The sequence below is a fragment of the Blastococcus saxobsidens genome (assembly GCF_010682065.1).
Lineage (GTDB): Bacteria > Actinomycetota > Actinomycetes > Mycobacteriales > Geodermatophilaceae > Blastococcus > Blastococcus saxobsidens_B.
Map to the genome: position 1 here is coordinate 1 of NZ_JAAGWG010000024.1, position 22,493 is coordinate 22,493.

At 74.4% G+C, this 22,493-nt stretch carries 24 protein-coding genes; 9 read left to right on the forward strand and 15 right to left on the reverse strand.

Annotated elements, in window-relative coordinates; all coding sequences use genetic code 11:
* Positions 1-266 precede the first annotated feature (266 nt).
* The 7 genes from GCU60_RS14690 to ypfJ form a co-directional block, all read right to left on the reverse strand.
* Positions 267-2,042: a sensor histidine kinase gene (locus GCU60_RS14690; RefSeq protein ID WP_163206512.1), complete on the reverse strand. Its 1,776-nt coding sequence runs from the start codon at positions 2,040-2,042 to the stop codon at positions 267-269.
* On the reverse strand, positions 2,039-2,443 hold the full coding sequence (locus GCU60_RS14695) for a response regulator transcription factor (RefSeq protein WP_345770608.1): 405 nt from the start codon (positions 2,441-2,443) through the stop codon (positions 2,039-2,041). Before GCU60_RS14695 ends, GCU60_RS14690 begins: the two co-directional genes overlap by 4 nt.
* A 209-nt stretch (positions 2,444-2,652) precedes the next feature.
* Positions 2,653-3,318 (reverse strand): DUF3618 domain-containing protein, encoded by a 666-nt coding sequence (locus GCU60_RS14700; RefSeq protein WP_163206514.1) that lies wholly within the window; start codon positions 3,316-3,318, stop codon positions 2,653-2,655.
* 25 nt (positions 3,319-3,343) lie between these two features.
* Complete coding sequence (locus GCU60_RS14705; protein ID WP_345770609.1) at positions 3,344-3,865, reverse strand: phage holin family protein; 522 nt, start codon at positions 3,863-3,865, stop codon at positions 3,344-3,346.
* A gap of 1 nt (position 3,866) precedes the next feature.
* Positions 3,867-4,643, reverse strand: a complete 777-nt coding sequence (locus GCU60_RS14710) for a hypothetical protein (RefSeq protein WP_163206516.1) — start codon at positions 4,641-4,643, stop codon at positions 3,867-3,869.
* Between the two features lie 301 nt (positions 4,644-4,944).
* Complete coding sequence (locus GCU60_RS14715; protein WP_163206518.1) at positions 4,945-5,724, reverse strand: enoyl-CoA hydratase/isomerase family protein; 780 nt, start codon at positions 5,722-5,724, stop codon at positions 4,945-4,947.
* Positions 5,724-6,650, reverse strand: coding sequence for a KPN_02809 family neutral zinc metallopeptidase (ypfJ, locus tag GCU60_RS14720; RefSeq protein ID WP_163206520.1), 927 nt, complete (start codon positions 6,648-6,650; stop codon positions 5,724-5,726). The genes GCU60_RS14715 and ypfJ overlap by 1 nt, the downstream gene beginning before the upstream one ends.
* 109 nt (positions 6,651-6,759) lie before the next feature.
* Between ypfJ and GCU60_RS14725 the strand changes: the two genes are divergently transcribed.
* Positions 6,760-7,206, forward strand: a complete 447-nt coding sequence (locus GCU60_RS14725; protein ID WP_163206522.1) for a nitroreductase family deazaflavin-dependent oxidoreductase — start codon at positions 6,760-6,762, stop codon at positions 7,204-7,206.
* A 9-nt stretch (positions 7,207-7,215) separates the two neighbouring features.
* Here GCU60_RS14725 and GCU60_RS14730 read toward each other — a convergent pair whose 3' ends face one another.
* Both GCU60_RS14730 and GCU60_RS14735 read right to left on the reverse strand, forming a co-directional pair.
* Positions 7,216-8,277: a DNA glycosylase AlkZ-like family protein gene (locus tag GCU60_RS14730; protein WP_163206524.1), complete on the reverse strand. Its 1,062-nt coding sequence runs from the start codon at positions 8,275-8,277 to the stop codon at positions 7,216-7,218.
* Positions 8,278-8,320: 43 nt separating this feature from the next.
* Positions 8,321-9,085 carry a TrkA C-terminal domain-containing protein gene (locus GCU60_RS14735; protein WP_163206526.1) on the reverse strand — a complete coding sequence of 255 codons (765 nt, stop codon included), beginning with the start codon at positions 9,083-9,085 and terminating at the stop codon, positions 8,321-8,323.
* A gap of 106 nt (positions 9,086-9,191) precedes the next feature.
* On the opposite strand from GCU60_RS14735, the gene GCU60_RS21125 reads away from it, so the two are divergent.
* The 4 genes from GCU60_RS21125 to GCU60_RS14750 all read left to right on the forward strand — a co-directional run bounded on the left by GCU60_RS21125 (position 9,192) and on the right by GCU60_RS14750 (position 11,746).
* On the forward strand, positions 9,192-9,317 hold the full coding sequence (locus GCU60_RS21125; RefSeq protein WP_275585559.1) for a hypothetical protein: 126 nt from the start codon (positions 9,192-9,194) through the stop codon (positions 9,315-9,317).
* A gap of 114 nt (positions 9,318-9,431) precedes the next feature.
* Positions 9,432-9,719, forward strand: coding sequence for a hypothetical protein (locus GCU60_RS14740; protein WP_163206528.1), 288 nt, complete (start codon positions 9,432-9,434; stop codon positions 9,717-9,719).
* 37 nt (positions 9,720-9,756) lie between these two features.
* Positions 9,757-11,376: an ATP-binding cassette domain-containing protein gene (locus GCU60_RS14745; RefSeq protein WP_163206530.1), complete on the forward strand. Its 1,620-nt coding sequence runs from the start codon at positions 9,757-9,759 to the stop codon at positions 11,374-11,376.
* Positions 11,377-11,416: 40 nt separating this feature from the next.
* A complete protein-coding gene (locus GCU60_RS14750) occupies positions 11,417-11,746 on the forward strand; it encodes a PASTA domain-containing protein (protein ID WP_204262087.1) in 330 nt (109 codons plus the stop codon).
* Here the strand turns inward: GCU60_RS14750 and GCU60_RS14755 are convergent.
* Complete coding sequence (locus tag GCU60_RS14755) at positions 11,716-12,936, reverse strand: amino acid deaminase/aldolase (protein ID WP_163206532.1); 1,221 nt, start codon at positions 12,934-12,936, stop codon at positions 11,716-11,718. The genes GCU60_RS14750 and GCU60_RS14755 overlap by 31 nt on opposite strands.
* A 105-nt stretch (positions 12,937-13,041) precedes the next feature.
* On the opposite strand from GCU60_RS14755, the gene GCU60_RS14760 reads away from it, so the two are divergent.
* Entirely contained in the window at positions 13,042-14,370 is a 1,329-nt protein-coding gene (locus GCU60_RS14760; RefSeq protein ID WP_345770610.1) for a D-arabinono-1,4-lactone oxidase, read from the forward strand.
* Positions 14,371-14,391: 21 nt separating this feature from the next.
* Here GCU60_RS14760 and GCU60_RS14765 read toward each other — a convergent pair whose 3' ends face one another.
* The 4 genes from GCU60_RS14765 to GCU60_RS14780 all read right to left on the reverse strand — a co-directional run bounded on the left by GCU60_RS14765 (position 14,392) and on the right by GCU60_RS14780 (position 17,592).
* A complete protein-coding gene (locus GCU60_RS14765; RefSeq protein WP_163206534.1) occupies positions 14,392-15,285 on the reverse strand; it encodes an oxidoreductase in 894 nt (297 codons plus the stop codon).
* Positions 15,286-15,358: 73 nt separating this feature from the next.
* A complete protein-coding gene (locus tag GCU60_RS14770; protein ID WP_163206536.1) occupies positions 15,359-16,540 on the reverse strand; it encodes an alcohol dehydrogenase catalytic domain-containing protein in 1,182 nt (393 codons plus the stop codon).
* Between the two features lie 329 nt (positions 16,541-16,869).
* Positions 16,870-17,046 carry a hypothetical protein gene (locus tag GCU60_RS14775; RefSeq protein ID WP_163206539.1) on the reverse strand — a complete coding sequence of 59 codons (177 nt, stop codon included), beginning with the start codon at positions 17,044-17,046 and terminating at the stop codon, positions 16,870-16,872.
* A gap of 3 nt (positions 17,047-17,049) precedes the next feature.
* Positions 17,050-17,592, reverse strand: coding sequence for a hypothetical protein (locus GCU60_RS14780; protein ID WP_163206541.1), 543 nt, complete (start codon positions 17,590-17,592; stop codon positions 17,050-17,052).
* 70 nt (positions 17,593-17,662) lie between these two features.
* Between GCU60_RS14780 and GCU60_RS21130 the strand changes: the two genes are divergently transcribed.
* From GCU60_RS21130 to GCU60_RS14795, 3 genes are all read left to right on the forward strand, one after another.
* The gene (locus GCU60_RS21130; RefSeq protein ID WP_345770611.1) at positions 17,663-18,664 is read left to right on the forward strand and encodes a M23 family metallopeptidase; all 1,002 of its coding nucleotides are present in this window, start codon (positions 17,663-17,665) and stop codon (positions 18,662-18,664) included.
* A 107-nt stretch (positions 18,665-18,771) separates the two neighbouring features.
* On the forward strand, positions 18,772-19,689 hold the full coding sequence (locus tag GCU60_RS14790) for a cation diffusion facilitator family transporter (RefSeq protein ID WP_163206543.1): 918 nt from the start codon (positions 18,772-18,774) through the stop codon (positions 19,687-19,689).
* A 124-nt stretch (positions 19,690-19,813) separates the two neighbouring features.
* Positions 19,814-20,773, forward strand: coding sequence for a cytochrome c oxidase assembly protein (locus GCU60_RS14795; protein WP_345770612.1), 960 nt, complete (start codon positions 19,814-19,816; stop codon positions 20,771-20,773).
* A gap of 61 nt (positions 20,774-20,834) precedes the next feature.
* On the opposite strand, the gene GCU60_RS14800 is transcribed toward GCU60_RS14795, so the two are convergent.
* Entirely contained in the window at positions 20,835-22,421 is a 1,587-nt protein-coding gene (locus GCU60_RS14800) for an MFS transporter (protein WP_345770613.1), read from the reverse strand.
* Between the last annotated feature and the right edge of the window lie 72 nt (positions 22,422-22,493).

Sequence of the window (22,493 nt, forward strand, 5' to 3'; positions counted from 1 at the left end):
AGCTGGAAGCGGTGGCGGTGGTGCTCATGTCCTGTGTCTCCTGTGTCCGTGGGTGGCACCGGCGCTTCCGGTGACACCTAGGACTCTGGAGGGCCAACCGCAGGCCACCCGCCACGGTTCCGCAAGGATTACGCAAGGAATCGGCCTGCTCGGCGCAGCTCCGCGCCTCCGGGGCCTGCTCCGCCGCGGACTCCGTTCCGGACGCAGCGCGACCCCGCTCCCGGGTGGGAGGCGGGGGCACGCTGGGCTCGGGCATCGCGGCGGACTCAGGCGGCCGGGGTCAGGGGCAGGGTCATGGTGAAGGTGGTGCCCTCACCCTCCGCGCTGACCAGGTCCAGCGAGCCACCGTGGGCGGTGGTGATCGCCTTGGTGATCGTCAGCCCGAGGCCCACGCCCGGCACGGCGTTGCGCCGGGCGGTGGAGGACCGGAAGAAGCGCGTGAACAGCTCGCCCTGCTCGCCGGCCGGGATGCCCATACCGGTGTCGGCCACCGACAGCAGGGCGACGGGGGCGGTGCCGGGGCGCTCGTCGTCGACGACCATGCCGTCCTCGGCCTGCCAGGCCTGGCGCAGCGTGAGCCGCACCTGCCCGCCGCCGGGGGTGAACTTGACGGCGTTGGAGACGAGGTTGTCGCACGCCTGGCCGAGCCGGACGGCGTCGCCGGAGACGACCAGGCCGTCGGCCGGCACGTCCACGACGATCTCCACGCCGGCGGTGGACGCCGAGACCCGTGCCGTCTCCTCCGCGGCCCGCACGACGGCGGCGAGGTCGACGTCGGCCGGCTGCAGGGTGAACCGGCCGCTCTCCACCTGGGCGGTGAACAGCAGGTCGCCGACCAGCCGGAGCAGCCGCTGCGCGTTGCGTTCCACGGTGGACAGGTACTGCCGCTGCTCGTCGGTCAGCGGCTGGTCCTCGTCGTCCATGACCAGCTCGAGGTAGCCGAGGATCGAGCTCAGCGGCGTGCGCAGCTCGTGGCTGATCAGGCTGACGAACTGGTCCTTCATCCGTTCGGTGGCCCGGGTCTCGGTCATGTCGGTGCCCACGAAGTTCCAGCCGGCGTGCACGCCCCGGTCGTCGGAGCGGGGGGTGACGGCCACCGACACCGTCCGCTCGGTGCCGTCGGCGGCCACGTACGTCCAGTCCCGGACGTCGCTGCCGGCTTCGCGCGCCACGTGCACGAGGGCCGCGAGGGGCGTCGGGGCCCCGGTGGCCTCCGCGGCGGCCGCGAGCTCCTCGGGCTGGTGGAAGTCGAGGATGGAGCGCTTGCGCACCACGTCGGGGCGCAGCAGCCCCAGCATCCGCTCGGCGCCGGGGTTCCAGACGCGGATCGTGCCGTCCCGGTCGGTGCCGATGATGGACTGCTGGGTGACCGCGTCGATGACGCTGGTCATGGTCTGGGCGCGTGCGGCCAGGATGCGCGAGGCGGTGTCGAGCTCGTCGGCCCGGCTGCGCACCTGCTCCAGGAGAGCGGCCTGCTCGCCGTGCAGCCGGACGATGTCCGCGCGCTGGGCACGCAGGCGGCGCTGGGTCTCGGAGACCGCGAGGCTGCCGACCGCGACCACCAGGGGGCCCAGGACCAGCGTCCCGGGCGCCGGGGCGACGGCGCCGCCGGCGAGGAACGGCATCAGCAGCACCGCTTCGGTGCCGGCGACCGCGACGGCCACGCCTGCCCGGCCCCGGTACGTTGCCAGCGCCCACAACGGGCCGGCCAGGAGGAACAGCATCGACGCCGAGGCGGTGCCGGCGTGGAGTGCGGCGACCCCGCCGAGCTGGACGGCCGGCAGGCCGAGGGCGGCGACCGCCGACGTCGAGCGGCGCGCGAGCCAGGGTGCGCCGGTGGCGACGAGGGCCACGGCCAGTCCGGCGTAGGTCAGCGTCCCGTCGACGACCGGGACGAGGCCGAGCAGGAGCAGCGCGGCGCCGGCCGCGAAGCCGAGCGCGCTGGGCACCGGCCCGTCGACGGCGATCTGCCTTCTGCGGGCGTCGGGGAGCCGCCGGGGGACCGGCTCGGCGCCGGGACGGTCGAGAACGGCCAGGCTCATGCCGGCACCCCCGCGGTCAGGGTCTTCACCTGCTGCACCAGACCGGCGACGGTGAACGGCTTCGCCAGGTACGCGTCGGCGCCGGCGGACAGCCCGCGCGCGACCTCGTCGAGGGATGCGCCGGCGGACAGCAGCAGGATCCGGATGCCGGCGGTCTCGGGCTCGGCTCGCAGCGCGGCGCAGATCTCCAGCCCGGTCGCCCCGGGCATGGACACGTCCAGCACCGCCAGGTCGGGCAGCTCGCTGCGGGCCGCCGTCAGGGCGAGGGAGCCGTCGGGCACGGAGACGACGACGTCGCAGCCCGCCTTGCGCACGGCCAGGCAGACGAGGTCGCGGATGTCGTCCTCGTCGTCGGCCACCAGGACGCGGAAGGCGCCGGGGGAGTGCAGGGGCGAGTCCACGAGGGGCTCCCGTCGGTCGTGGCACGACCGCGGGGCGGGCGCGCCGGAATGGCGTCGTCCCCAGCAGGAACGGCGCCCCGAACGGGGCCCTGCAGCCGGCGTCGGGAGGGCTCACCCGTCGGGGTGAGGACCTCCGGACAGCACTGCGCCCCGCCGGGTCGACCGGCGGGGCGCAGGTGGTGCGGTGGGTCGGAGAACCCACGGGTGTGTCAGCTGGAGGCCTTGCTCTGCACGCTCTCCTTGGACTGCTGGGCCTGGCCCTGCACGTCCTGGGCCGCGGACTGGCCCTCCTGCTTCACGGTGTCGGCCGCGTCCTGGGCGGTGGCCTTGACCTCTTCCATCGCGTGCTGGGCGGCCGGCTTGAGCTGGTCACCGATCTCCTGCGCGGCCTGCTTGGCCGGCTCGAGCAGCGTGTCCTTGTTCTCCCGCAGGGCCGTCTCGGCCTGCTGGGCCAGCTGCTGCTCCTTCTGCGAAGCGGGCAGCAGGCTGGAGATCAGCCAGCCGGTCCCGAAGGCGATCAGCCCGGCCGCGAGGGGGTTGCCCTGCGTCTGGCGGATCACCTGGTCGGGCGCCTGCTGGACGGCACCCACGGCGGACGACGCCGCGGACTGCACGCTGTCGGCCGCGTTGGAAGCGGCTCCCTGCACGGAGCCGGCCGCGTTCGAGGCCATCCCCTGCGCCTGGTGGCTGGTGTCGTGGGCCGAACCCATCACCTTGTCCTTGAGGCCGCTGATGCGCCCCTTGGCCGCGGTCACTCGCCGGTCCATGACGCGGCTCGGGTTGACCTTCTCGTTGAGGGCGTCGACGTCGTAGCTGAGCTCGCGTCGCGTGTCCTCGATCTGCCGCCGGATGACGTCCGGGTCACTGCTGGTCATTGTGCGACTCCTCGCGGTCTGGGGGTCAGTTGGGCTTCAGGGCGCCGGGAACCTGGGACAGGGTCTCGACGGTGCGCTCGGGCTTGGGATTGACCTGTTCGAACTTCTTCTTGCCCATCAGGCCCGCCACCGCGGCGGCGATGCCCCACAGGATCGCGACGATCAGGGCGGACCAGCTGTGGCCGACCAGGTGGGACAGGGCCCACCAGAGGGCGATCGACAGGAAGAGGATCGTCATGAAGGCGGAGAAACCGGCGGCGCCGAAGAGCCCGGCACCCGTTCCCGCCTTCTTCGCCTCGGCCTTGAGCTCCACCTTGGCCAGCTCGAGCTCCTGGCGCATCAGGGTGGACATGTCCTTGGCGACCTCGCCGATCAGGGCACCGACGGAGACGCCTTCGACGTCCGGGTGTCCCGACTCGGTCGTGGGGGTCCCCATGGCGCCGCTGTGCGGGCCCTGCGAGTAGTCGGCCGCGTAGTTCTGGGCGGCCGGCTGGGCGTAGTCCTGCGGCGTTCCCGCCGAGGTCGCCCCGGTGTAGGGGGAGCTCACGTCAGCTCACCTCACCGGGCCGGCGAGCCGGGTCGTCCCAGCCCGCGGGCGTGGTCGGGGGGACCATGCTGCCGCTCGGCGGCACCGTGCCGTACGGGGGCGGGGGCAGCGGCGCACCGGTGCCCGTCCCCGTGCCGGTGGTGGCGCTGGAGTAGTCGGAGTAGGTCGGCGTCGGGTCGACGTAGTTGGTCGTGCCCGGGTAGGTGCCGGTGCCCGACTGACCCGAGTCGCTGTGCGCGGCCCTGACGCCACTGGTCAGGCGACCGGCGACGACGCCCGCGACGGCGGCACCGAGCAGGAACATCCCGGGCTTGCGACGGGCGAAGCTGCGCACGTCGTCCAGCAGCTGGGCCGGCTCGCGGTTCTGCAGCTTGTCGGCGAAGCCCTCGACCATGCCCGAGGCCTGCTGGAGCAGGTCACGGGCGGGGCCGGGGGCGCCCTCGCTGGTGCCGTCGGCGAGGCTGCGCAGCTCCTGGGCCAGCGCGGTCAGTCCGGTGGCAGCCTTCTGCTGCTGGCTGATCGCCTGGTCCTTGAGCTGGGAGCGGCCCTGGTCCAGCAGGTCCTTGGCCTGGCGCTGGGTCTCGCCCACCACCTGCTTGGCCTGGTCGCTCGCGGTCGCCGCGACCTGGCCACCGGCCTGCGCGGCGGTCTGCCCGACGTTGCGGGCCTCGTCCTTGGCCACGTCGGCCTTCGACTGGCCGGACGTCGAGCTGGGGGAATGGGCACCCGTACCGGCGGGAGCCGGCGGGGGGAACGGGGTGTCGATGGAGTGAGTCATCGGTCCTCCTCGGCATGCATCGTGGTTGGTGGAAGCGCTACCCCAGCGACATCGCGGCACACATCCGGCCGGTTTGCTCACCTGGCCGGAGGGCCATCCTGACGGAGGGTCAGCGCCGCTGTACTCGGGCGGCTGAGCTGACGAAAGTCCACCCGGCGCATCCGTGCGGTCCGGGGCGGGATCGGGGGAGACAGGGGAGTGCAGCGATGCACGCTGCGCCGTCCTTCTGCCGCTCGGCTAGAGCGCCGTTCCTCGCAGAGGGTCCGGTACCCCGCTACCGGGTGGTGCGAAACGGGAAAGATCAGTTCGGCCACGGGAACCGCGGCGCGCGGCGCTCGCCGAAGGCCCGCACGCCCTCGGCCAGCTCGCCCGTCGCGATCGTCTCGAGGTACCGCGGCGCGGCGACGGCCTCGCCGTCGTCACCCAGTGTGAGCGCCGCGACGACCTCCTTGGTCGCCCGCTGGGTGAGGGCCGACCGGGAGGCCAGCACGTCGGCGAAGCGGCGCACCGCCGGCTCCAGGTCGCCGGCCTCCACCAGCTGGTCGACCAGCCCGGTGCGCAGCGCCGTCGGCGCGTCCAGCAGCTCACCGCTGTAGAGGAGGTACTTCGTGGTCGCCGGTCCGACGAGGTCCAGCAGCGCACGCGTCGAGGAGGGCGTGTAGACGATGCCGACCTTCGCCGGGGTGACGCCGAAGACCGCGGTCGGGTCGGCGAACCGCAGGTCGCAGCAGGTGGCCAGCTCCACGCCACCGCCGATGCAGTGGCCCCGCACCATCGCCACAGTCGGCTTCGGGAAGTCGCGCAGCGCGGCCTGGGCGGCGAGGTTGTGCCGCCGGACGTCGGCCATCGGGTCGGCCGGGTCCTCCCCGCGCAGCAGGTCGGTGATGTCCGCGCCGGCGCAGAAGCTCGGTCCCTCGCCGGTCACGACGAGGACGCGGACGGCCGGGTCGTCCGCCAACGGCGCCAGCACCCCGGGAAGCGCGGACCACATCCCGAGGGTCATCGCGTTGCGCTTCTCGGGCCGGTCGATGGTCAGCGTCGCGACGTGCCCGTCCCGGGTGACGCGCAGGTGGTCGGTCATCAGCCGAGGTCGTCCGTGGCGAAGGTGTCGCACGCTCGCGGGTCGCCGGTCTCATACCCCGTGCGGAACCAGAGCTGGCGCTGCTCGGAGGAGCCGTGGGTGAAGGCGTCCTGGTCGACGGTCCCACCGCCCAGGTTCTCCTGAATGAAGTCGTCGCCGATGCGGCCGGCGGCGTCGAGGGCCCGGTCGATGTCGTCCTCGGTGATCTCGGCGATCAGCGGCTGGCCGGACTCGTCGGGCACCGTCTCGGCGTGGTTGGCCCACGCCCCGGCGTAGCAGTCGGCCTGCAGCTCCAGGCGCACCGTCCCGCTCGTCGGACCGGTCTCGCCCGGGGTGACCTGCCGGTTGGTGCCCAGCAGGTTCTGCACGTGGTGGGCGTACTCGTGGGCGACGATGTAGGCGTTGACGAACAACCCGCCCTGCGCGCCGAACTGCTGCTCCAGCTGGTCGAAGAAGCTCAGGTCGATGTACACGAGCTGGTCGGCCGGGCAGTAGAACGGCCCCGACCCGCTGGTCGCCCCACCGCAGCTGGTCTGCACCGAGCCGGAGAAGAACACCGTCTCGGTGCGGACGTAGCGCTCGCCGAGCGTCTGCGTCCAGAAGTCCTGGACGCTCTCGATGTCGGCGACGACGGCGCACTCGACCGACTCGTTGGCGTCCGCGCCGGTGCGGCAGTTCTGCTCCAGCCGCCCGTTGTCGGTGGTCTGCCCGTCGCCGAGACCGTTGAAGGTGCTCAGGCCGGGGCCCGATCCGCCGCCACCACCGCCGCCCAGCACCTGGATGAGCACCACGACGACGAGGCCGACGAGACCGAGCCCGCCACCGCCGACCGCCACGCCGCGGCGGCCGCCGAACCCCCCGCCGCCGCCGCCACGTGCGTCCCGGACGCCGGACGTGTCCAGGCTGCCGCCTTCGCTGTACCGCATCCCCGGTGTTCCTCCTGTCGATCAGCCGCACGAACCGTGCCACCGGACCCGGGGTGGCCGCGACTCGGGTCGCCGAGCCGGGGAGCCGTCGCAGCCCTAGATTCGGGGCATGCCGCTGGAGGGTGAGTACGAGCCGAGTCCGCAACAGTGGGTCCGCGACCAGGTGGAGCGCTACGAGGCGACGGGGGGCCGGGAGGCCAACACGCTGCTGGACACCGGGCTGCCGGTGGTCATCTTCAGCACCCGTGGCGCGAAGAGCGGGAAGGTGCGCAAGCAGCCGCTGATGCGGGTCGAGCACGAGGGCGTCTACGCGATGGTCGGCTCCCAGGGTGGCGCGCCGACGGACCCGGCCTGGGTGGGCAACCTTCGCGCGCATCCCGACCAGGTCACCGTGCAGGACGGGCCGGAGCCGTGGGACGGCGCGGCGCGGGAGATCTCCGGCGAGGAGCGGGCCCAGTGGTGGGAGCGCGCGGTCGCGGCCTACCCGCCCTACGCCGAGTACCAGCAGAAGACCGACCGGCAGATCCCCGTGTTCCTCGTCGAGCGGCGGGGCTGACCCCTCGGTTCAGGGCAGCGCCGCGGCGAGCCCGGGGACGACGGCGGAGAGGCCGTCGTCCCGGGGCCCGAACAACTCCGCCGTGGCGGCCCGCCGGCGACCGGTCCCGGTCCACCGCCAGGTGCCCACGATCCGTCCGTCGCTGACCACGGTCGGCCGGAAGACGCCGTTGCGGCCCGGCACGATCAGCTCGGCGAAGCGCGGGTCGAGGACCGCGCCGCGGTCGGCATAGCCCAGGACGTACTCGTCGAAGCCGGGCAGCAGCCGCACGGCCCGGGCCTCCTCGCGGTGCGCCCGAAGCCGGTCGGGGAGCTCGGGGTCGAGGAGGTACTCGGTGCCCCCGATCTCGAGCCTGGCCAGCCGGTCGCCGACGACCGCCAGCCCGGCGCGGACGTCGCGCACCGTGCTGCCGGCCCAGCGGACGAGGTCGGCGACCGTGGCCGGGCCGTGCCCGCGGAAGTACCGCAGCGCCAGTTCCGCCAGCGCCTCCTCGCGCTGCAGCCGCCGGGGTGCGGGCACCCACTCGTCGAGCAGCACGAACTGCTGCTCGCCGCCGTCGGTGGGCCCGAGGCAGAGCGTCCCCGTCTGGGCCAGGAACCACAGCAGGTGGTACCCCCGCTGACCGGTGGTCGCGACGCCTCCGCCGTCGATGGCCGCCAGCAGGGCGGCGCGGGACAGCCGCCCGCCGCCGGAGAGGGCGGCGACCGCGATCTCCCGGGCCCGTTCGGCCTGGGCCTCGGTGAGCTCCAGGGCCGCGCGCCGCGACGCCAGCCCCGCGAGGGCCCGCGGGCCGAGCAGCTCCAGCAGCCAGGGCAGGTCCTCGGCGAGCAGCAGGTGCAGCGTGCCCCGCATCGGCCAGGACCGGACGATCGTGCCGCGGTCCAGCGCGCTCAGCACGTCCTCGCGCCGACGGCCCGCGGTGCGCAGGGCCACGGAGGTGACCGCGCCGGGGAAGTCCTGCCCCTGAGCCGCGGCCAGTCGGTGGACGGCGGCCGCCGGGTCCTCCGCCGGCGGGCCCGCGAGGTGCTGGGCCACCAGCCGCATCAGGGCGAGGTCGTGCACGGTGGTCACGCCCCCACGGTGGCAGGTGGGTACGACGATCGCCGGTGGCGGGCTAGCGGCGGCGCTCGACGACCTCGACCGGCGGCGTCGCGGCGTGCCACGCCCGCGACCGCTCGCTGGCCTGCTCGCCCTCGTCGCCGTGCAGCCGGTCGGTGATGTCGTCGAGCATCGCCTGCCGGCCGTAGAGCACGACCACGTCGCCGCTGCGCAGCCGGAGGTCGTCGCCCGGCGCGCCGACCCAGGTGCCGTCGTCCCGTTCGACCCCCAGCACGGCGACGCCCTCCTCGGGCAGCCGGAGCCGGCCGAGGGGCCGGGAGGCGATCCAGTCGTCGTCCTCCACCGGGATCTGCACCACCCGCCAACGGCCCCGCAGGTGCAGCAGGGCCGCGTAGTCCCGGACGTCGAGGTCGGTGAACCGGCGCAGGACCCGCTCGATGACCCGGCGGAGGGCGCGGTCGACGTACTGGTTGCGCGCCAGCCAGAGCAGGGCCGCCAGCGAGCCCACGATGACCGCGGCGCGCTGGAGGCCACCGCCCGTGGAGTCCACGCCGGCGAAGCTGAGGATCAGCGTGCCCAGCACCGACACCGCCCCGGCGCCGCTGACCAGCATCAGCGCCATCACGATGCGCCGGCGCGCCGGGTGCGAGACGACCGCCTCCGCCTCCGACGTCGTGAACCCCGTGCCGGTGAAGGCCGAGCGGGCCTGGAAGCGGGCGTGCGCCAGCGACATGCCGGTCATGGTCAGCGCAACGGTCGCGACGCGGGTCACGAGCAGGCCGAGCGTGACGATGACGACGAGCGAGATGACAGCGGCCATGCCGGAAGCCTTACCGCCGGCCGGGTGGCGGTGAAACCGGCCGGGCGCGGAGCCGGCCGGCGCGCGCACCGCTCCGCGACGGCCGTGGCCGGGCTAGCCTGCCGACATGATGGGGATGGGTGGGGCGGGCGGTCCGCGCGCGGACCGGCGACGACGGCTGGTGGCCGCGCTCGTCGTCCTGGCGATGCTGCTGGCCGCGGGCGCCACGGTCGTCGCGATCACCCTGGGCTAGGGCCCGGGAGGCGGGCAGGCCTTTGGTCCCTGGCGCGCGGCGCCCGGGCGCGGGAGCGTGTGGAACCGCCACGGACACCAGCGATCGTGGCCCGCGCTGGAGGAGGACCACCGCATGACACTGGTCGTCCCGCCGAGCTCCGGACCCGCCGCCGAGGATCCCGCGGCGCCCGTCGACGCCGAGGGGCTGCTGCCGGCCGTCGGGCGGGACGAGGCGGCTGACGACGCCGTCGTCGGGGCGGTGGACCGGCTCAGGTCCGAGTTCTCCGGACGCGTCGGGCCGCACGTGCTGGTCCGTGTCGTGCGCGACTGCCGGCGGGAGCTGGGCGGGTCCCCGGTCGGGGCGATGCCCGAGCTGGTCGAGCGGCTGGCCCGCTACCGGCTGGACCGGCACATCGGCTGACCGCGAATGCGGTTGCCGGGCACGGGAGGATGTCGGCGTGGGCTACGTCGACGTCAGTGCGGTCCGGCACACCCTCTCCGACGGGCGGGTGCTGCTGGACGACGTGAACTTCCGCGTCGGCGACGGAGCGCGCGCCGCGCTGGTCGGTGAGAACGGCGCCGGCAAGACGACGCTGCTGCGGATCATCGCCGGTGACCTGACCCCGGAGGCCGGCTCGATCGCGCGGACCGGCGGGCTCGGGGTCATGCGGCAGTTCATCGGCTCGGTCCGGGACGACACCACGGTCCAGCGGATGCTCGTCGACCTCTCGCCGCCGGCCGTCCGGGCGGCCTGGGACGCCCTGGAGGCCACCGAGCTGACGCTGATGGAGACCGACGACGAGCGCTCGCAGATGGCCTACGCCGACGCGCTGGCCCAGTGGGGAGACGCCGGCGGCTACGACGCCGAGGTCACCTGGGACACCGTCACCGTCGCCGCTCTCGGCGTGCCCTACGACCGCTGCAAGTACCGCGAGCTCAGCACGCTCTCCGGCGGCGAGCAGAAGCGGCTGGCCCTCGAGGCGCTGCTCCGCGGCCCCGACCAGGTCCTGCTGCTCGACGAACCGGACAACTACCTCGACGTCCCGGGCAAGCGCTGGCTCGAGGAACGGCTGCTCGAGACGCGCAAGACCGTGCTGTTCGTCAGCCACGACCGCGAGCTGCTGGCCCGGGTCGCCGACCGGGTGGTGACCGTCGAGGGCGGGACGGCGTGGGTCCACGGCGGTGGCTTCGCCAGCTACCACGACGCACGGACGGCGCGGCACGAGCGGCTGGCCGAGCTCCGCCGCCGTTGGGACGAGGAGCACCAGCGGCTCGTGGACCTGGTGCGCACGCTCCAGCAGCAGGCGGCCAACTCGCCGGACATGGCCAACCGCTACCACGCCATGCAGACCCGCCTGGCCAAGTTCGAGGCGGCCGGTCCGCCGCCGGAGCGCCCGCCGGAGCAGAAGGTGGCGATGCGGCTGCGGGGCGGGCGCACCGGGGTGCGCGCCGTCATGGCCGAGCAGCTGGAGCTGACCGGTCTGATGAAGCCCTTCGACCTCGAGGTCTGGTACGGCGACCGCGTGGGTGTCCTCGGCGCCAACGGCGCCGGCAAGTCGCACTTCCTCCGGCTGCTGGCCGGGCAGGACGTCGCGCACACCGGCGAGTGCCGGCTCGGCGCCCGCGTCGTCCCCGGGTTCTTCGCCCAGACGCACGCCCATCCGGAGTGGCAGGACCGGACCCCCGTCGACCTGCTCTGGCACGGCGAGCCGGGCCGGCCGGGAGTGGACCGCGGGCGGGCCATGGCCGCCCTGCGCCGCTACGGCCTGGCCGCGGCGGGCGACCAGATGTTCCGGACCCTGTCGGGTGGGCAGCAGGCCCGGTTCCAGATCCTGCTGCTGGAGCTGTCCGGGGCCACGCTGCTCCTGCTCGACGAGCCCACGGACAACTTGGACGTGCTGTCCGCCGAGGCGCTGGAGGAGGCGCTGGCCGCCTTCGACGGCACGGTGCTCGCGGTGACCCACGACCGCTGGTTCGCCCGCTCCTTCGACCGGTTCCTCGTCTTCGGCTCCGACGGCCGGGTCTACGAGTCGACCGAGCCGGTGTTCGACGAGACCCGGGTGGCCCGCGCCCGCTGAGGTCTTGCCCACCGCCGGCGGGCGGCGCAACCATGGCGTCATGGAGCGAGCCGCCGACCTGGTCCTCGTGCCCGACGTGGTGGGCCTGGAGCTCGGGCAGGCCAACCGCACCGCCCAGGGTGCGGGACTCGCGCTGGCGCAGCCCGACCCCGACGGGCCGCCGTTGGGCGCGCTGACCTGGCCGGTGGTGCACCGGGTCGTCCGGCAGCGGCCGGCGCCCGGGGCGGTGCTGCACCGCTGGGACAGCCTGGTGGTGGAGACGGTGCCGCTCGACGACGGCGCCGCCGGCGACCGGGAGCCCGGCCGTCCCCGTCCTGATCCCGTGGCGGCGGCTGCCGATCAGCCGAAGGCCCGCCCCTCGCCGCGGTAGGTGGGGACGGAGCCGACCAGCTCGCCGCCGGAGACGGTGTGCAGGGCGTCGACGTGCTCGCACACCTCCCCGGCCTTGGCGTGCCGGAACCACACCCGGTCGCCCACTCGCAGGCCCTCGGTGCCCGGCCCGCGCAGGGGCGTCTGCACCTCGCCTACCCCCTCGGTGGGGAACCAGCGGAGCCCGGCCGGGTACGTCGGTGGGGGCAGCCGGTCCGCGCCCGGCGGGCCCGAGGCGATCCAGCCCCCGCCGGCCACGGTCACCACCCCCGGAGCGGGCAGCCGGGTGACGGGTACCGCGAAGAAGGTGGCGGGCCGGCCGGTGAAGGCCCGGTACCCGTCGAACAGGGCGGGGGAGTAGAGGCCCGACCCGGCCGCGACCTCGGTGACGGCGTCCTCGGCCGCGGTGCGCTCGAGGCTGCCGGTGCCCCCGCCGTTGACGAACTCCAGCGGCGCCACCGCGGTGACCGCGGCGACCACCGCGGCCCGGCGTGCGGCGAGCTCCCGGGCGGAGACCGCCTGCAGGCCGCGGACCGCCAGGCCGCGCAGCGGCCGGCCGGCCGGTGCGTCCTGCACCCCGGCGATCTGCGCCTCGTAGGCCATCAGCCCGGTGAGCCGCACCCCGGGGCGGGCGAGGACCAGCCGGGCCAGCGCGACGGCGTCGTCGGGGGTGTGCAGCGGGGACCGCCGGACTCCCACGTGCAGGCGCCCACCGGCGGAGCGCAGCGAGGCGTCGACGTCGAGGCAGACGCGCAGCTCCGGTCGCCGGCCGGGCGGGACGACGTCGTCGAGCAGGTCGAGGTGGTCGGCCGAGTCGACCATCAGCGTGATCCGGGACGCGGCCTGCTCGTCCCCGGCGAGCGCGCGCAGCGCCGCCCGGTCCACCGACGGGTAGCCGACGACGACGTCGGTGCTGACGGGGTCGTCCCCGCCGGCGAGCCAGAGCGCCTCGGGGAGGGAGTAGGCGAGCACGCCGGCGAACCCGGGTCCGGCCAGCACCCGGCGCAGGACGTCGCGGCAGCGCACCGACTTGCTGGCGACGCGGACCGGCTTGCCCGCGGCCCGCGCGACGAGGTCGCGGGCGTTCGCGTCGAGCGCGTCGAGGTCCAGCGCGGCGAACGGCGGGTCCAGATCGGCCGTCGCGCGCTCCAGGAACGCGTGCTGCCGTCCGGCCGGGGAGTCGGCGGTCATCCGCCGCAGCGTGCCCGTCCCGAGGGCCGTCGGCAAGATCACCGGCGTGGGTTGACCGGGAGCGGCCCGGCCAGCAGAGTGCGCGCTCGACGGAGGGAGACCGGGGTGGCCGAGGTGCCGGACGAGCGCACGCGCTGGCGCAACTGGGCGGGCAACCAGCGTGCCGACGTCCCGGTGGCCCGTCCCGGCTCGGTGGACGAGGTCGCCGCGCTGCTGGCCGGTGCCGCGGCGGCCGGACGCCGGGTGCGGCCGATCGGCAGCGGCCACTCCTTCAGCGGGATCGGCCGGCCCGAGGACGTGCAGCTGGTCTGCGACCGGCTGGCCGGCATCCGCTCGGTCACCGACGACGGACTGGTCACCGTCGGCGCGGGGACGACGCTGCACCGGCTGAACCTCGAGCTGCAGCGGCGCGGGTGGTCGCTGACCAACCTCGGCGACATCGACCGCCAGACGGTGGCCGGGGCGCTGGCGACCGGCACGCACGGCACGGGGGCGGCCTTCGGCGGGCTGGCCACCCAGGTGCGCGCGCTGCAGCTCGTGCTGCCCTCGGGCGAGGTGCTCGACTGCGACGCGTCCCGCAACGCCGAGGTCTTCACCGCGGCCCGGGTCGGCCTGGGCGCGCTCGGCGTCGTGACGGCGGTGACCCTCCAGGCAGAGCCCGCGTTCGCGCTGCGGGCCGTGGAGGGGCCCGGCACCCTCACCGCCGCGCTCGAGGGCTTCGACGAGTTGATGACCTCGACCGACCACGTGGAGTTCTACTGGTTCCCGCACACCGACGCGACGCTGCTCAAGTGCAACACCCGGGTCCCGCTGGCCGAGGGGCTGGCGCCGCTGCCGCGGTGGCGGGCGGTGTGGGACGACGAGCTGCTGGCCAACGCCGCGTTCGCCGGTGTGGTCGCCGCCGGTCGACGGATGCCCGCCCTGGTGCCGCCGCTGGCCCGCGTCTCCGCCCGGGCGCTCGGCGCCCGCACCTGGACCGATCACGCCCACCGGGTGCTCGTGAGCCGACGGCGGGTGCGGTTCCTGGAGATGGAGTACGCCGTCCCGCGCGCGGAGGCGCCCGCGGTGCTGGCGGAGCTGCGCCGGGTGCACGAGGCGGCGGACTGGCGGTCGGCCTTCCCGGTCGAGGTGCGGCTGGCGGCGGCCGACGACATCCCGCTGTCGACCGCGTCGGGCAGGGAGACCGCCTACATCGCCGCGCACGTCCCCGCCGGCACCGACCCCGGCTGCTGGTTCGGCGCGCTGGAGCAGATCGCCGGAGCCGTCGGCGGGCGGCCGCACTGGGGCAAGCTGCACGGCCTGGACGCCGACGCGCTCGCCCAGCGGTACCCCCGGTTCGAGGAGTTCACCGGGCTGCGCAGGCGGCTGGACCCGACGGGCGTGCTGACCAACGACCACCTCGACCGCGTGCTGGGACCGGTCGGGCGGAGCTGAACTCCGGCCCGACCGGGCGTCTCAGAGGTCGACGTCGGGCTCGCCGGTGCCGCCGATGCGGTCCAGCTCGGCCAGCTCCGCGGGGCCCAGGACGCGGGCCGCTGCCTGCAGGTTCTCCTCCAGGTGCGCGACCGACGACGTGCCGGGGATGAGCAGCAGGTTGGGGGAGCGGGCCAGCAGCCACGCGAGGGCCACCTGCAGCGGCGTCGTCTCCAGCCGCCGGGCGACCGCGTCCAGGGCCGCGGACTGCAGCGGCGTGAAGCCGCCCAGCGGGAAGAAGGGCGTGTAGGCGACGCCGTCCCGGGCGAGCGCGTCGATCAGCGGGTCGTCGGCGCGGTGGACGAGGTTGTAGTGGTTCTGCACGCAGGCCACCGGCGCGATGGCGGAGGCCTCGGCGTACATCTGCGGCGTCACGTTGCTGACGCCCAGGTGGCGGATCAGGCCCTCCTGCTGCATCGCCGCCAGCGCCTCGAACGGCTCGGCCAGTGAACGCTCGACCGGCTCGGCGAACCCGGGCATGCGCAGGTTCACGACGTCGAGCGCGTCGACGCCCAGGTGGTCGATGTTCTCCTGCACCGCGCGGCGCAGGTCGTCGGGCTCGAGGGCCTCGGGCCAGCCGCCGTCCTCGGTCCGGCGGGCGCCGACCTTGGTGACCAGGACGAGGTCCTCCGGATAGGGGTGGAGGGCCTCGCGGATCAGCTCGTTGACCACGGTCGGGCCGTAGTAGTCGCTGGTGTCGATGTGGTCCACGCCGAGCTCGACGGCGCGCCGCAGCACGGCGATGGCGGCGTCACGGTCGGCGGGCGGCCCCATGACGTGCGGGCCGGCGAGCTGCATGGCGCCGTAGCCGAGCCGGCGCACCTCCCGGTCGCCGAGGCGGTAGCTGCCGGACTTCTCCGCGGTGGTGGTCGTCATGGTGGGCCCGTACCCGTCCTCGGGTGGACATGTGCGGCGGGGCCGGCGGGATCCGCCGGCCCCGCCTGTCCGGTCAGGGCTGCAGGAGCACCTTGACGGCGCCTTCCTTCTTCTCGCGGAAGTTGGCGTAGGCCTCCGGCGCCTGCTCCAACGGGACGCGGTGGGTGGCGAAGTCGTCCACGCCCAGCGGGTCGCCGTCGAGGAGCAGCGGCAGGATGTCGGGCACCCAGCGCCACACGTTCGCCTGGCCCATGCGCAGCTGGATCTGCTTGTCGAACATCCGCATGAGCGGCATCGGGTCGGTCGCCCCGCCGTAGACGCCCGACAGCGAGATCGTGCCACCGCGGCGGACGGCCTCGATCGCGGTGTTGAGCGCGGCGAGCCGGTCGACGCCGACCACCTGCATGACCTTCTCCATCACGGCGTCGGGGACGATCGCCGTCGCCTTCTGCAGGGCGGCGGCGACGGGTGAGCCGTGCGCCTCCATGCCCACCGCGTCGATGACGGCGTCCGGGCCGCGGCCGTCGGTCAGGTCGCGCACCCGGGCCACGACCTCGGCCTGGTCGGTGGAGTCGATGACCGTGATGCCGTTGCGCCGGGCGCGGGCGAGCCGCTCGGGGACGACGTCGGAGGCGATGACCTGGCCGGCGCCGAGGTGCTTGGCGATGCGGGTGCACATGTCGCCGATCGGGCCGAGCCCGAGCACCAGGACGCTGCCGCCCTCGGGGATGCCGGCGTACTGGACCGCCTGCCAGGCGGTGGGCAGCACGTCGGAGAGGTAGACGAACCGGTCGTCCAGCGGGGCGTCGGGCACCTTGATCGGCAGCGTGTTGCCGAAGGGCACGCGCAGGTACTCCGCCTGGCCGCCGGGGACCTGGCCGTAGAGCTTGGTGTAGCCGAACAGTGAGGCGCCGAAGCCCTGCTCGCGGTTCTGCGTGGTCTCGCACTGCGACTGCAGCCCCTGCGAGCACATCCAGCAGGTGTTGCAGGAGATGTTGAACGGGACGACGACGCGGTCGCCGGCCTTGACGGCAGTGACCTCGCGGCCCACCTCGCGGACGATCCCCATGGGCTCGTGCCCCATCACGTCGCCGACCGACATGAACGGCGCCATGACCTCGATGAGGTGCAGGTCCGAGCCGCAGATCCCGCTGGAGGTGATCTCCACGATGACGTCCGTGGGGTCCTGGATGACCGGGTCCGGAACCGTGTCCACCCGGACGTCGGCCCGGCCGTGCCAAGTCACTGCGCGCATGCGAAATCTCCCTCGATCGGACCGTGGATGTGGGCCTCGCCCTCGTTCGTGACCCGGATCGCGCAACTCTCAACCATCCACGGCGCGTCAGTGACGCTCTGTCCAACAGCGTGTACGGAGCGCGTAGCAGACCGGTGGTAATCAGGTGATCGGGTTCACAGAACCAGAGGTCCGTAACCCGTTCCGCAGATCACGAAACCATCACGTCGTGTTTACATGGGCCCCGCTCCTCTCCCCGGGAGCCCTGTGCAATGTCCGCCGACGGAAGTCAGGTGCATGAGTCAGCTCCACCACGACCGCCTCCTCGCAGAGGGTGCGGCGCCGGCCGGTCAGGCCGCCACGGCGCCCGCTCCTTCCCGCCGGACGAGCACCTCGTCCAGCGGGATCCGCGAGGAGAAGGCCGAGTCCACGGTTCCGCCGCAGCGCCAGGGGAAGGCGCAGCAGGGCGGGGTCGGCAGGACCTCCGACTCGACCACCCGGACGACGGCGACCCGGGGCGCCGGCACCGGTCAGCCCTCGGTCCGCACCACCGGCGGCCGCGCCACGGCCGGCGCGGCGGGGAGCATCGTCGCGAAGGCGAAGGCGGCCCGCACCGTCACTGCGAAGGCGGCGAACTCCAAGGCCGTGACCGTCACCGCGGCGACCGCGAAGGCTGCCTCGGCCAAGGCGGCGACCGCGACGGTCGCCGCGACCCGCAAGGCCGCCACCGCGGCCCGAGCGGCCGCGGCCGCCAAGCGCGCGACGGCGAAGGCGGAGGCGAGCACCGCGGCGGCAGAGGCGACCGTCGCGAAGCCCGCCACCGCGAAGGCCGCCGCCGCGAAGGCCACCGCGGCGAAGCCAGTGGCCGGCGTGCCGGCGACCGCGAAGCCCGCCGCCGCGAAGCCTGCGGCTGCGAAGGCCACGACAGCCAAGGCCACGGTCGCGAAGGCCACTGCGGCGAAGCCTGCGGCTGCGAAGGCCACTGCGGCGAAGCCTGCGGCTGCGAAGGCCTCGGCGGCGAAGCCTGCGGCTGCGAAGGCGACCACTGCGAAGGCGGCGACCACCGCCGGCACGACGGCGACCACGCCCGCCACCGCTCGGGCGCGTAGCGGGGGACGGCACCGCGCCGAGACGCCGCGGTCGGTGCGGATCGCCGCCGCGCGGAGCGCCGTCGCCCAGCCGGCCGCGCCGGCCATCCGCCGCCCCACGCCGTACAAGCGAGGCGTCACGACGGTGCCGCTCACCGACGTCGCGGCCCTCATCGAGACCACGGTGCCGGCGCCGGACGAGGTCGTCGTCGTCAAGGAGGCCCCGGCCCGGCCGGCCACCGTGGCGGCACCCGTCGAGCCGGCGCCCTCGACCGACGCGTCCGCAGCCGACCCGGCCGAGGTCGTCGCCGCGCTCGCCGGCGGTCGCCGGGGACTGCTCGCCCGTCGTCCGGCGCCGCGCCGCAGGCCCGCGCTCTACCTCGCCGCCGCGCTCCTGGGTGCGATGAGCATCAGCGGGGCATCCACCGGCGCGCCGACCGAGGTCGCGACCACGACGGTCAGCCACTCGGTCAGCGTGGCCGAGCAGCTCGGGCTGCGGGCCGACGAGCCGGCTCCCGAGATCGTCGCCGCCGACGCCACCGACCGGCTGAGCGAGCTGGTGGCCAGCCGCAACCAGCGCGACGCCGACCGGACCGCCGCCGCCGACGCCCAGGCCGAGGCCGACCGTGTCGCCGCCGAGGCGGCCGCGGAGGCGGCGCGGCCCAAGGTGGTGCACCCCGTGGAGGGCGCGCGGCTGACGAGTGGCTTCGGTGCCCGGTGGGGCACGCTGCACGCCGGTATCGACCTGGCCGCGCCGATGCGCACGCCGGAGTACGCAGTCATGGACGGCGTCGTCCTCGAGGCGGGCCCCGCCAGCGGGTTCGGTCTTGCGGTCTACATCCAGCACGGCAACGGCGACGTGACCGTCTACGGCCACATGGACGAGATCCTCGTCGAGGCCGGCCAGATCGTCCGGGCCGGCGACATGATCGCCCTGCTCGGCAACCGCGGTCAGTCCACCGGCCCGCACCTGCACTTCGAGGTGCACGTCGGCGGGCTCGACGGCACCAAGGTCGACCCGCTGCCCTGGCTCCGGGAGCGCGGCGTCGACATCTGATCGCCCGCCGTACGACCCCTGCGATGCCCCCTGCCGACGGTTCCGGCAGGGGGCATCGTGCATGGGGGAGACTGGAGGGACCGTCTGCAGAGGCCGAGGAGCGATCGATGGGTCACGGCCACGCGCACGGGCCGGGAACGGCCGCGGGTCCGCAGCGGCGACGGCTCGCCGTCGTCCTGGTGCTCACCCTCGCCGTGCTCGCCGCCGAGGTCGTGGGGTCCCTGGTCTCCGGCTCGCTGGCGCTGCTGGCCGACGCGGGGCACATGGCCACCGACGCCGCCGGCATCGCCCTGGCGCTGGGGGCGGTCACGCTCGCGCAGCGGCCGGCCGCCGGCCGCCGGACCTTCGGCTGGCAGCGTGCCGAGATACTGGCCGCCGTCGCCAACGGGCTGCTCCTGCTGGCCGTGGCCGGTTACGTGCTGGTCCAGGCGGTCCGCCGGATCGGGGACCCGGTGCAGGTCGACTCCGGTCCGATGCTGGTCATCGCGCTGGTCGGCCTCGGCGTGAACCTGGCCGGGCTGCTGGTGCTGCGGCAGGGCCAGGGGCGGTCCCTCGCCGTGCGCGGCGCCTACCTCGAGGTGCTCGCCGACGCCCTGGGGTCGGTCGCGGTGATCGTCGCCGCCGTCGTCATCGCGACGACCGGCTGGACGCCGGCGGACACCGTCGCGTCGCTGGCCATCGGCTGCCTGGTGCTGCCCCGCGCCTGGCACCTCCTCCGCGAGGCGCTGGACGTGCTGCTGGAGGCGGCGCCGCGCGGGGTGGACCTGGACCGGGTGCGGTCGCACATCCTCGGCGTCGACGGCGTGCTCGGGGTCCACGACCTGCACGCCTGGACGATCACCTCCGGGCTGCCGGTGCTCTCCGCGCACGTGGTCGTGTCCGACGAGGCGCTGGCCGGCGGGCACGGGGGACGGGTGCTCGACGCGCTCTGCTCCTGCCTGGGGGACCACTTCGACGTGGAGCACTGCACGTTCCAGATCGAGGCGGAGGCGCACGCCGGCCACGAGGCCCCCGTCCACGACTGAATGAGGAACCCCCTGCCCCCCACCGCTCGCGAGCTCGCGGCGGGACCCTGCAGGGGGGCCGCCGTGTCGGGTTGCGGCGGTGGGACAGTGGGGGAGGCAGAGCGGCCGGCAGGAGGAGATCGCGGTGGAGCACGGGCACCACTCGGGCATGTGGGTCCCCGAGGACCCGCCGACGGCGGGCCGGCTGTTCCTGCCGCACCTCGACGGCTGGTCCGTCCTCGCCGTGCTGAGCCTGGTCGGCGTGGTCGTCTACCTCGCCGCGGTGATCCGGCTGCGCCGCTCCGGGGTCTCCTGGCCGTGGTGGCGGAGCGTCGCCTGGATCGGCGGGTGCGTGTCGCTGTTCGCCGTCACCGGCACCTGGTTCAACGGCTACAGCATGGTGATCTTCAGCATCCACATGGCGCAGCACATGGTGCTGTCGCTCATCACCCCGCTGCTGCTGCTGCTCGCCGCGCCGATCACCCTGGCGCTGCGCACCCTCCCGCGCGGGCAGGGGGCCTCGGGGGCGCCACGCGCCCTGCTGCTGGACCTGCTGCACAGCCGGTTCGCCCGGTTCGTCGCCCACCCGCTGTTCAGCGTCCCGCTGTTCATCGCCAGCCTCTACGGCGTCTACTTCACGTCGCTGTTCGACACCCTCATGGCCAGCCCGGTCGGGCACCAGTTCATGCTCGCCCACTTCGTCGTCACCGGGCTGCTGTTCTTCGGCCCCATCGTGGCGCAGGACCCGTGGCCGCGGACCATGAGCCACCCGGGACGGATGGTCGAGCTCTTCCTGCCGGTGCCGTTCCACGCGTTCTTCGGCGTGGCGATCATGATGGCCGGCTCGCTCGTCGTCGACACCTTCGCCGAGCCCCCGGCCGGCTGGGACGTCGACCCGCTCGCCGACCAGGGCGTCGCCGGGGCCATCGTCTGGGCCTTCGGCGAGCTGCCCACGGTGCTCGTCCTCGCCGTCGTCTTCTTCTCCTGGGTGGGCTCGGACGAGCGTCAGGCACGCACCCTGGACCGCACGGCGGACCGCACCGGCGACGCCGAGCTCGCCGCCTACAACGCACGGCTGCGCGCGCTGGCCGACCGCCAGGCCTGAGCCCGGAGACGCGAGCGGCCCGTGCCCCCGGAGGGGCGCGGGCCGCGCGTGCGTCCGGGGCTCAGCCCACGTGGACGACGGCGTCGCCCTCGGCGGGGAGGTCCTCCTTTGTCGCCTTGATCAGGAAGGCGGAGACCAGGGCGCCGGCCACCAGCAGGACGGAGGCCCACGTGAAGGCGGTCGTGTAGCCCTCGACCTGGGCGGCGAGGCCGGCGGCCTGCGGGTCCGAGCCCGAGGCCAGCGCGTCGGCGGTGTACGCGCTGATGGCGGACACCGAGAGGGACGCGAGAACGGCGGTGCCGATGGACGCGCCGACCTGCTGGGTGGCGTTGAGCATCGCGCTGGCCGCACCGGCGTCGTTCGGTCCGGCCCCGACCAGGGCGAGGTTGGACAGCGGCACGAACGTGAAGCCGAGGCCGAGGCCCAGCAGGAGCTGCCCCGGGAAGGGGAGCTGCCAGAACCCGGTGTCCAGCCCGACGAAGGACAGCGTGAACAGCCCGGCCGCGGCGAGCAGGCCGCCGGCGACCATGAGCGGCTTCGGCCCGATCCGCGGGACCAGGACGCTGGCCGCACCGGCCGAGATGAAGACACCGAGGGTGGTGGGCAGCGAGGCCAGCCCCGCCACCACCGGCTCGTAGCCCAGCACCTGTTGGAAGTACAGGCTCAGGAAGAAGAACGCCCCGATGAGGCCGGCGCCCACCAGCGTCGAGGTCAGGTAGGCACCGCCGCGGTTGCGGTCCAGGACGATCCGCATGGGCAGCAGCGGGTTGCGGGTGCGCAGTTCGAGGGCGACGAAGAGCGCCACCAGGACCAGGCCGGCGACGATGAACAGCCAGGCGAGGCCGTCGGCCCAGCCGCTCTCCGGCGTCACGAAGGGGCCGCCCTGGGCGGCCACCGCGGCGTTCGCGGCCCCGGCCTCCGCCGCGTTGGTCTGCGCGGCCTCGGCGACCCGGGTGAAGCCGTAGACGATCGAGCCCAGGCCGAGGGTCACCAGGACGGCGCCGGGGATGTCGTAGCTGGTGTCACCCGGGGCCTTGCTCTCCGGGACGATCGGGATGGCCAGCACGATGGCGAGCAGCGCGACCGGCAGGTTCACCCAGAAGCACCAGCGCCAGTCGGCGTACTCGGTCAGCACGCCGCCGAGCAGGAGCCCGACGGCGGAGCCGCCGCCGGCGATGGCCCCGTAGACGCCGAAGGCCTTGGCGCGCTCCTTCGGGTCGGTGAAGAGGACGGTCAGGAGCGCGAGCGATGCCGGGGCCAGCAGGGCACCGAAGACGCCCTGCAGAGCGCGGGCGCCGAACAGCATCGCCTCGTTCTGCGCGATGCCGCCCAGCGCCGAGGCGACGGCGAAGCCGGCCGCGCCGACCAGGTAGGTGCGCTTGCGGCCCCAGAAGTCGGCGATCCGCCCACCGAGGAGCAGGAAGCCGCCGAAGGTCAGGGTGTAGGCGGTGACGATCCACTGCTGGGAGGCCGCGCTGATGCCGAGGTCGGTGGTGACGGCGGGCAGGGCGATGTTCACGATGGTGGCGTCGAGGATGACCAGCAGGACGGTCATGGCGATGACGCCCAGCGCCAGCCAGCGCTTCTCGTACGGTTCGTCGGTGCTCGCGCCGTCGGGCGCGGCAGGGGAGGTCCGGGGTTCCGTCACGGGGCATTCCTCGGGTCGTGCGGAGCGGGCCGAGTCGTCGGCCGATCCAGGAACGTAGTGGCCTGCGACCAT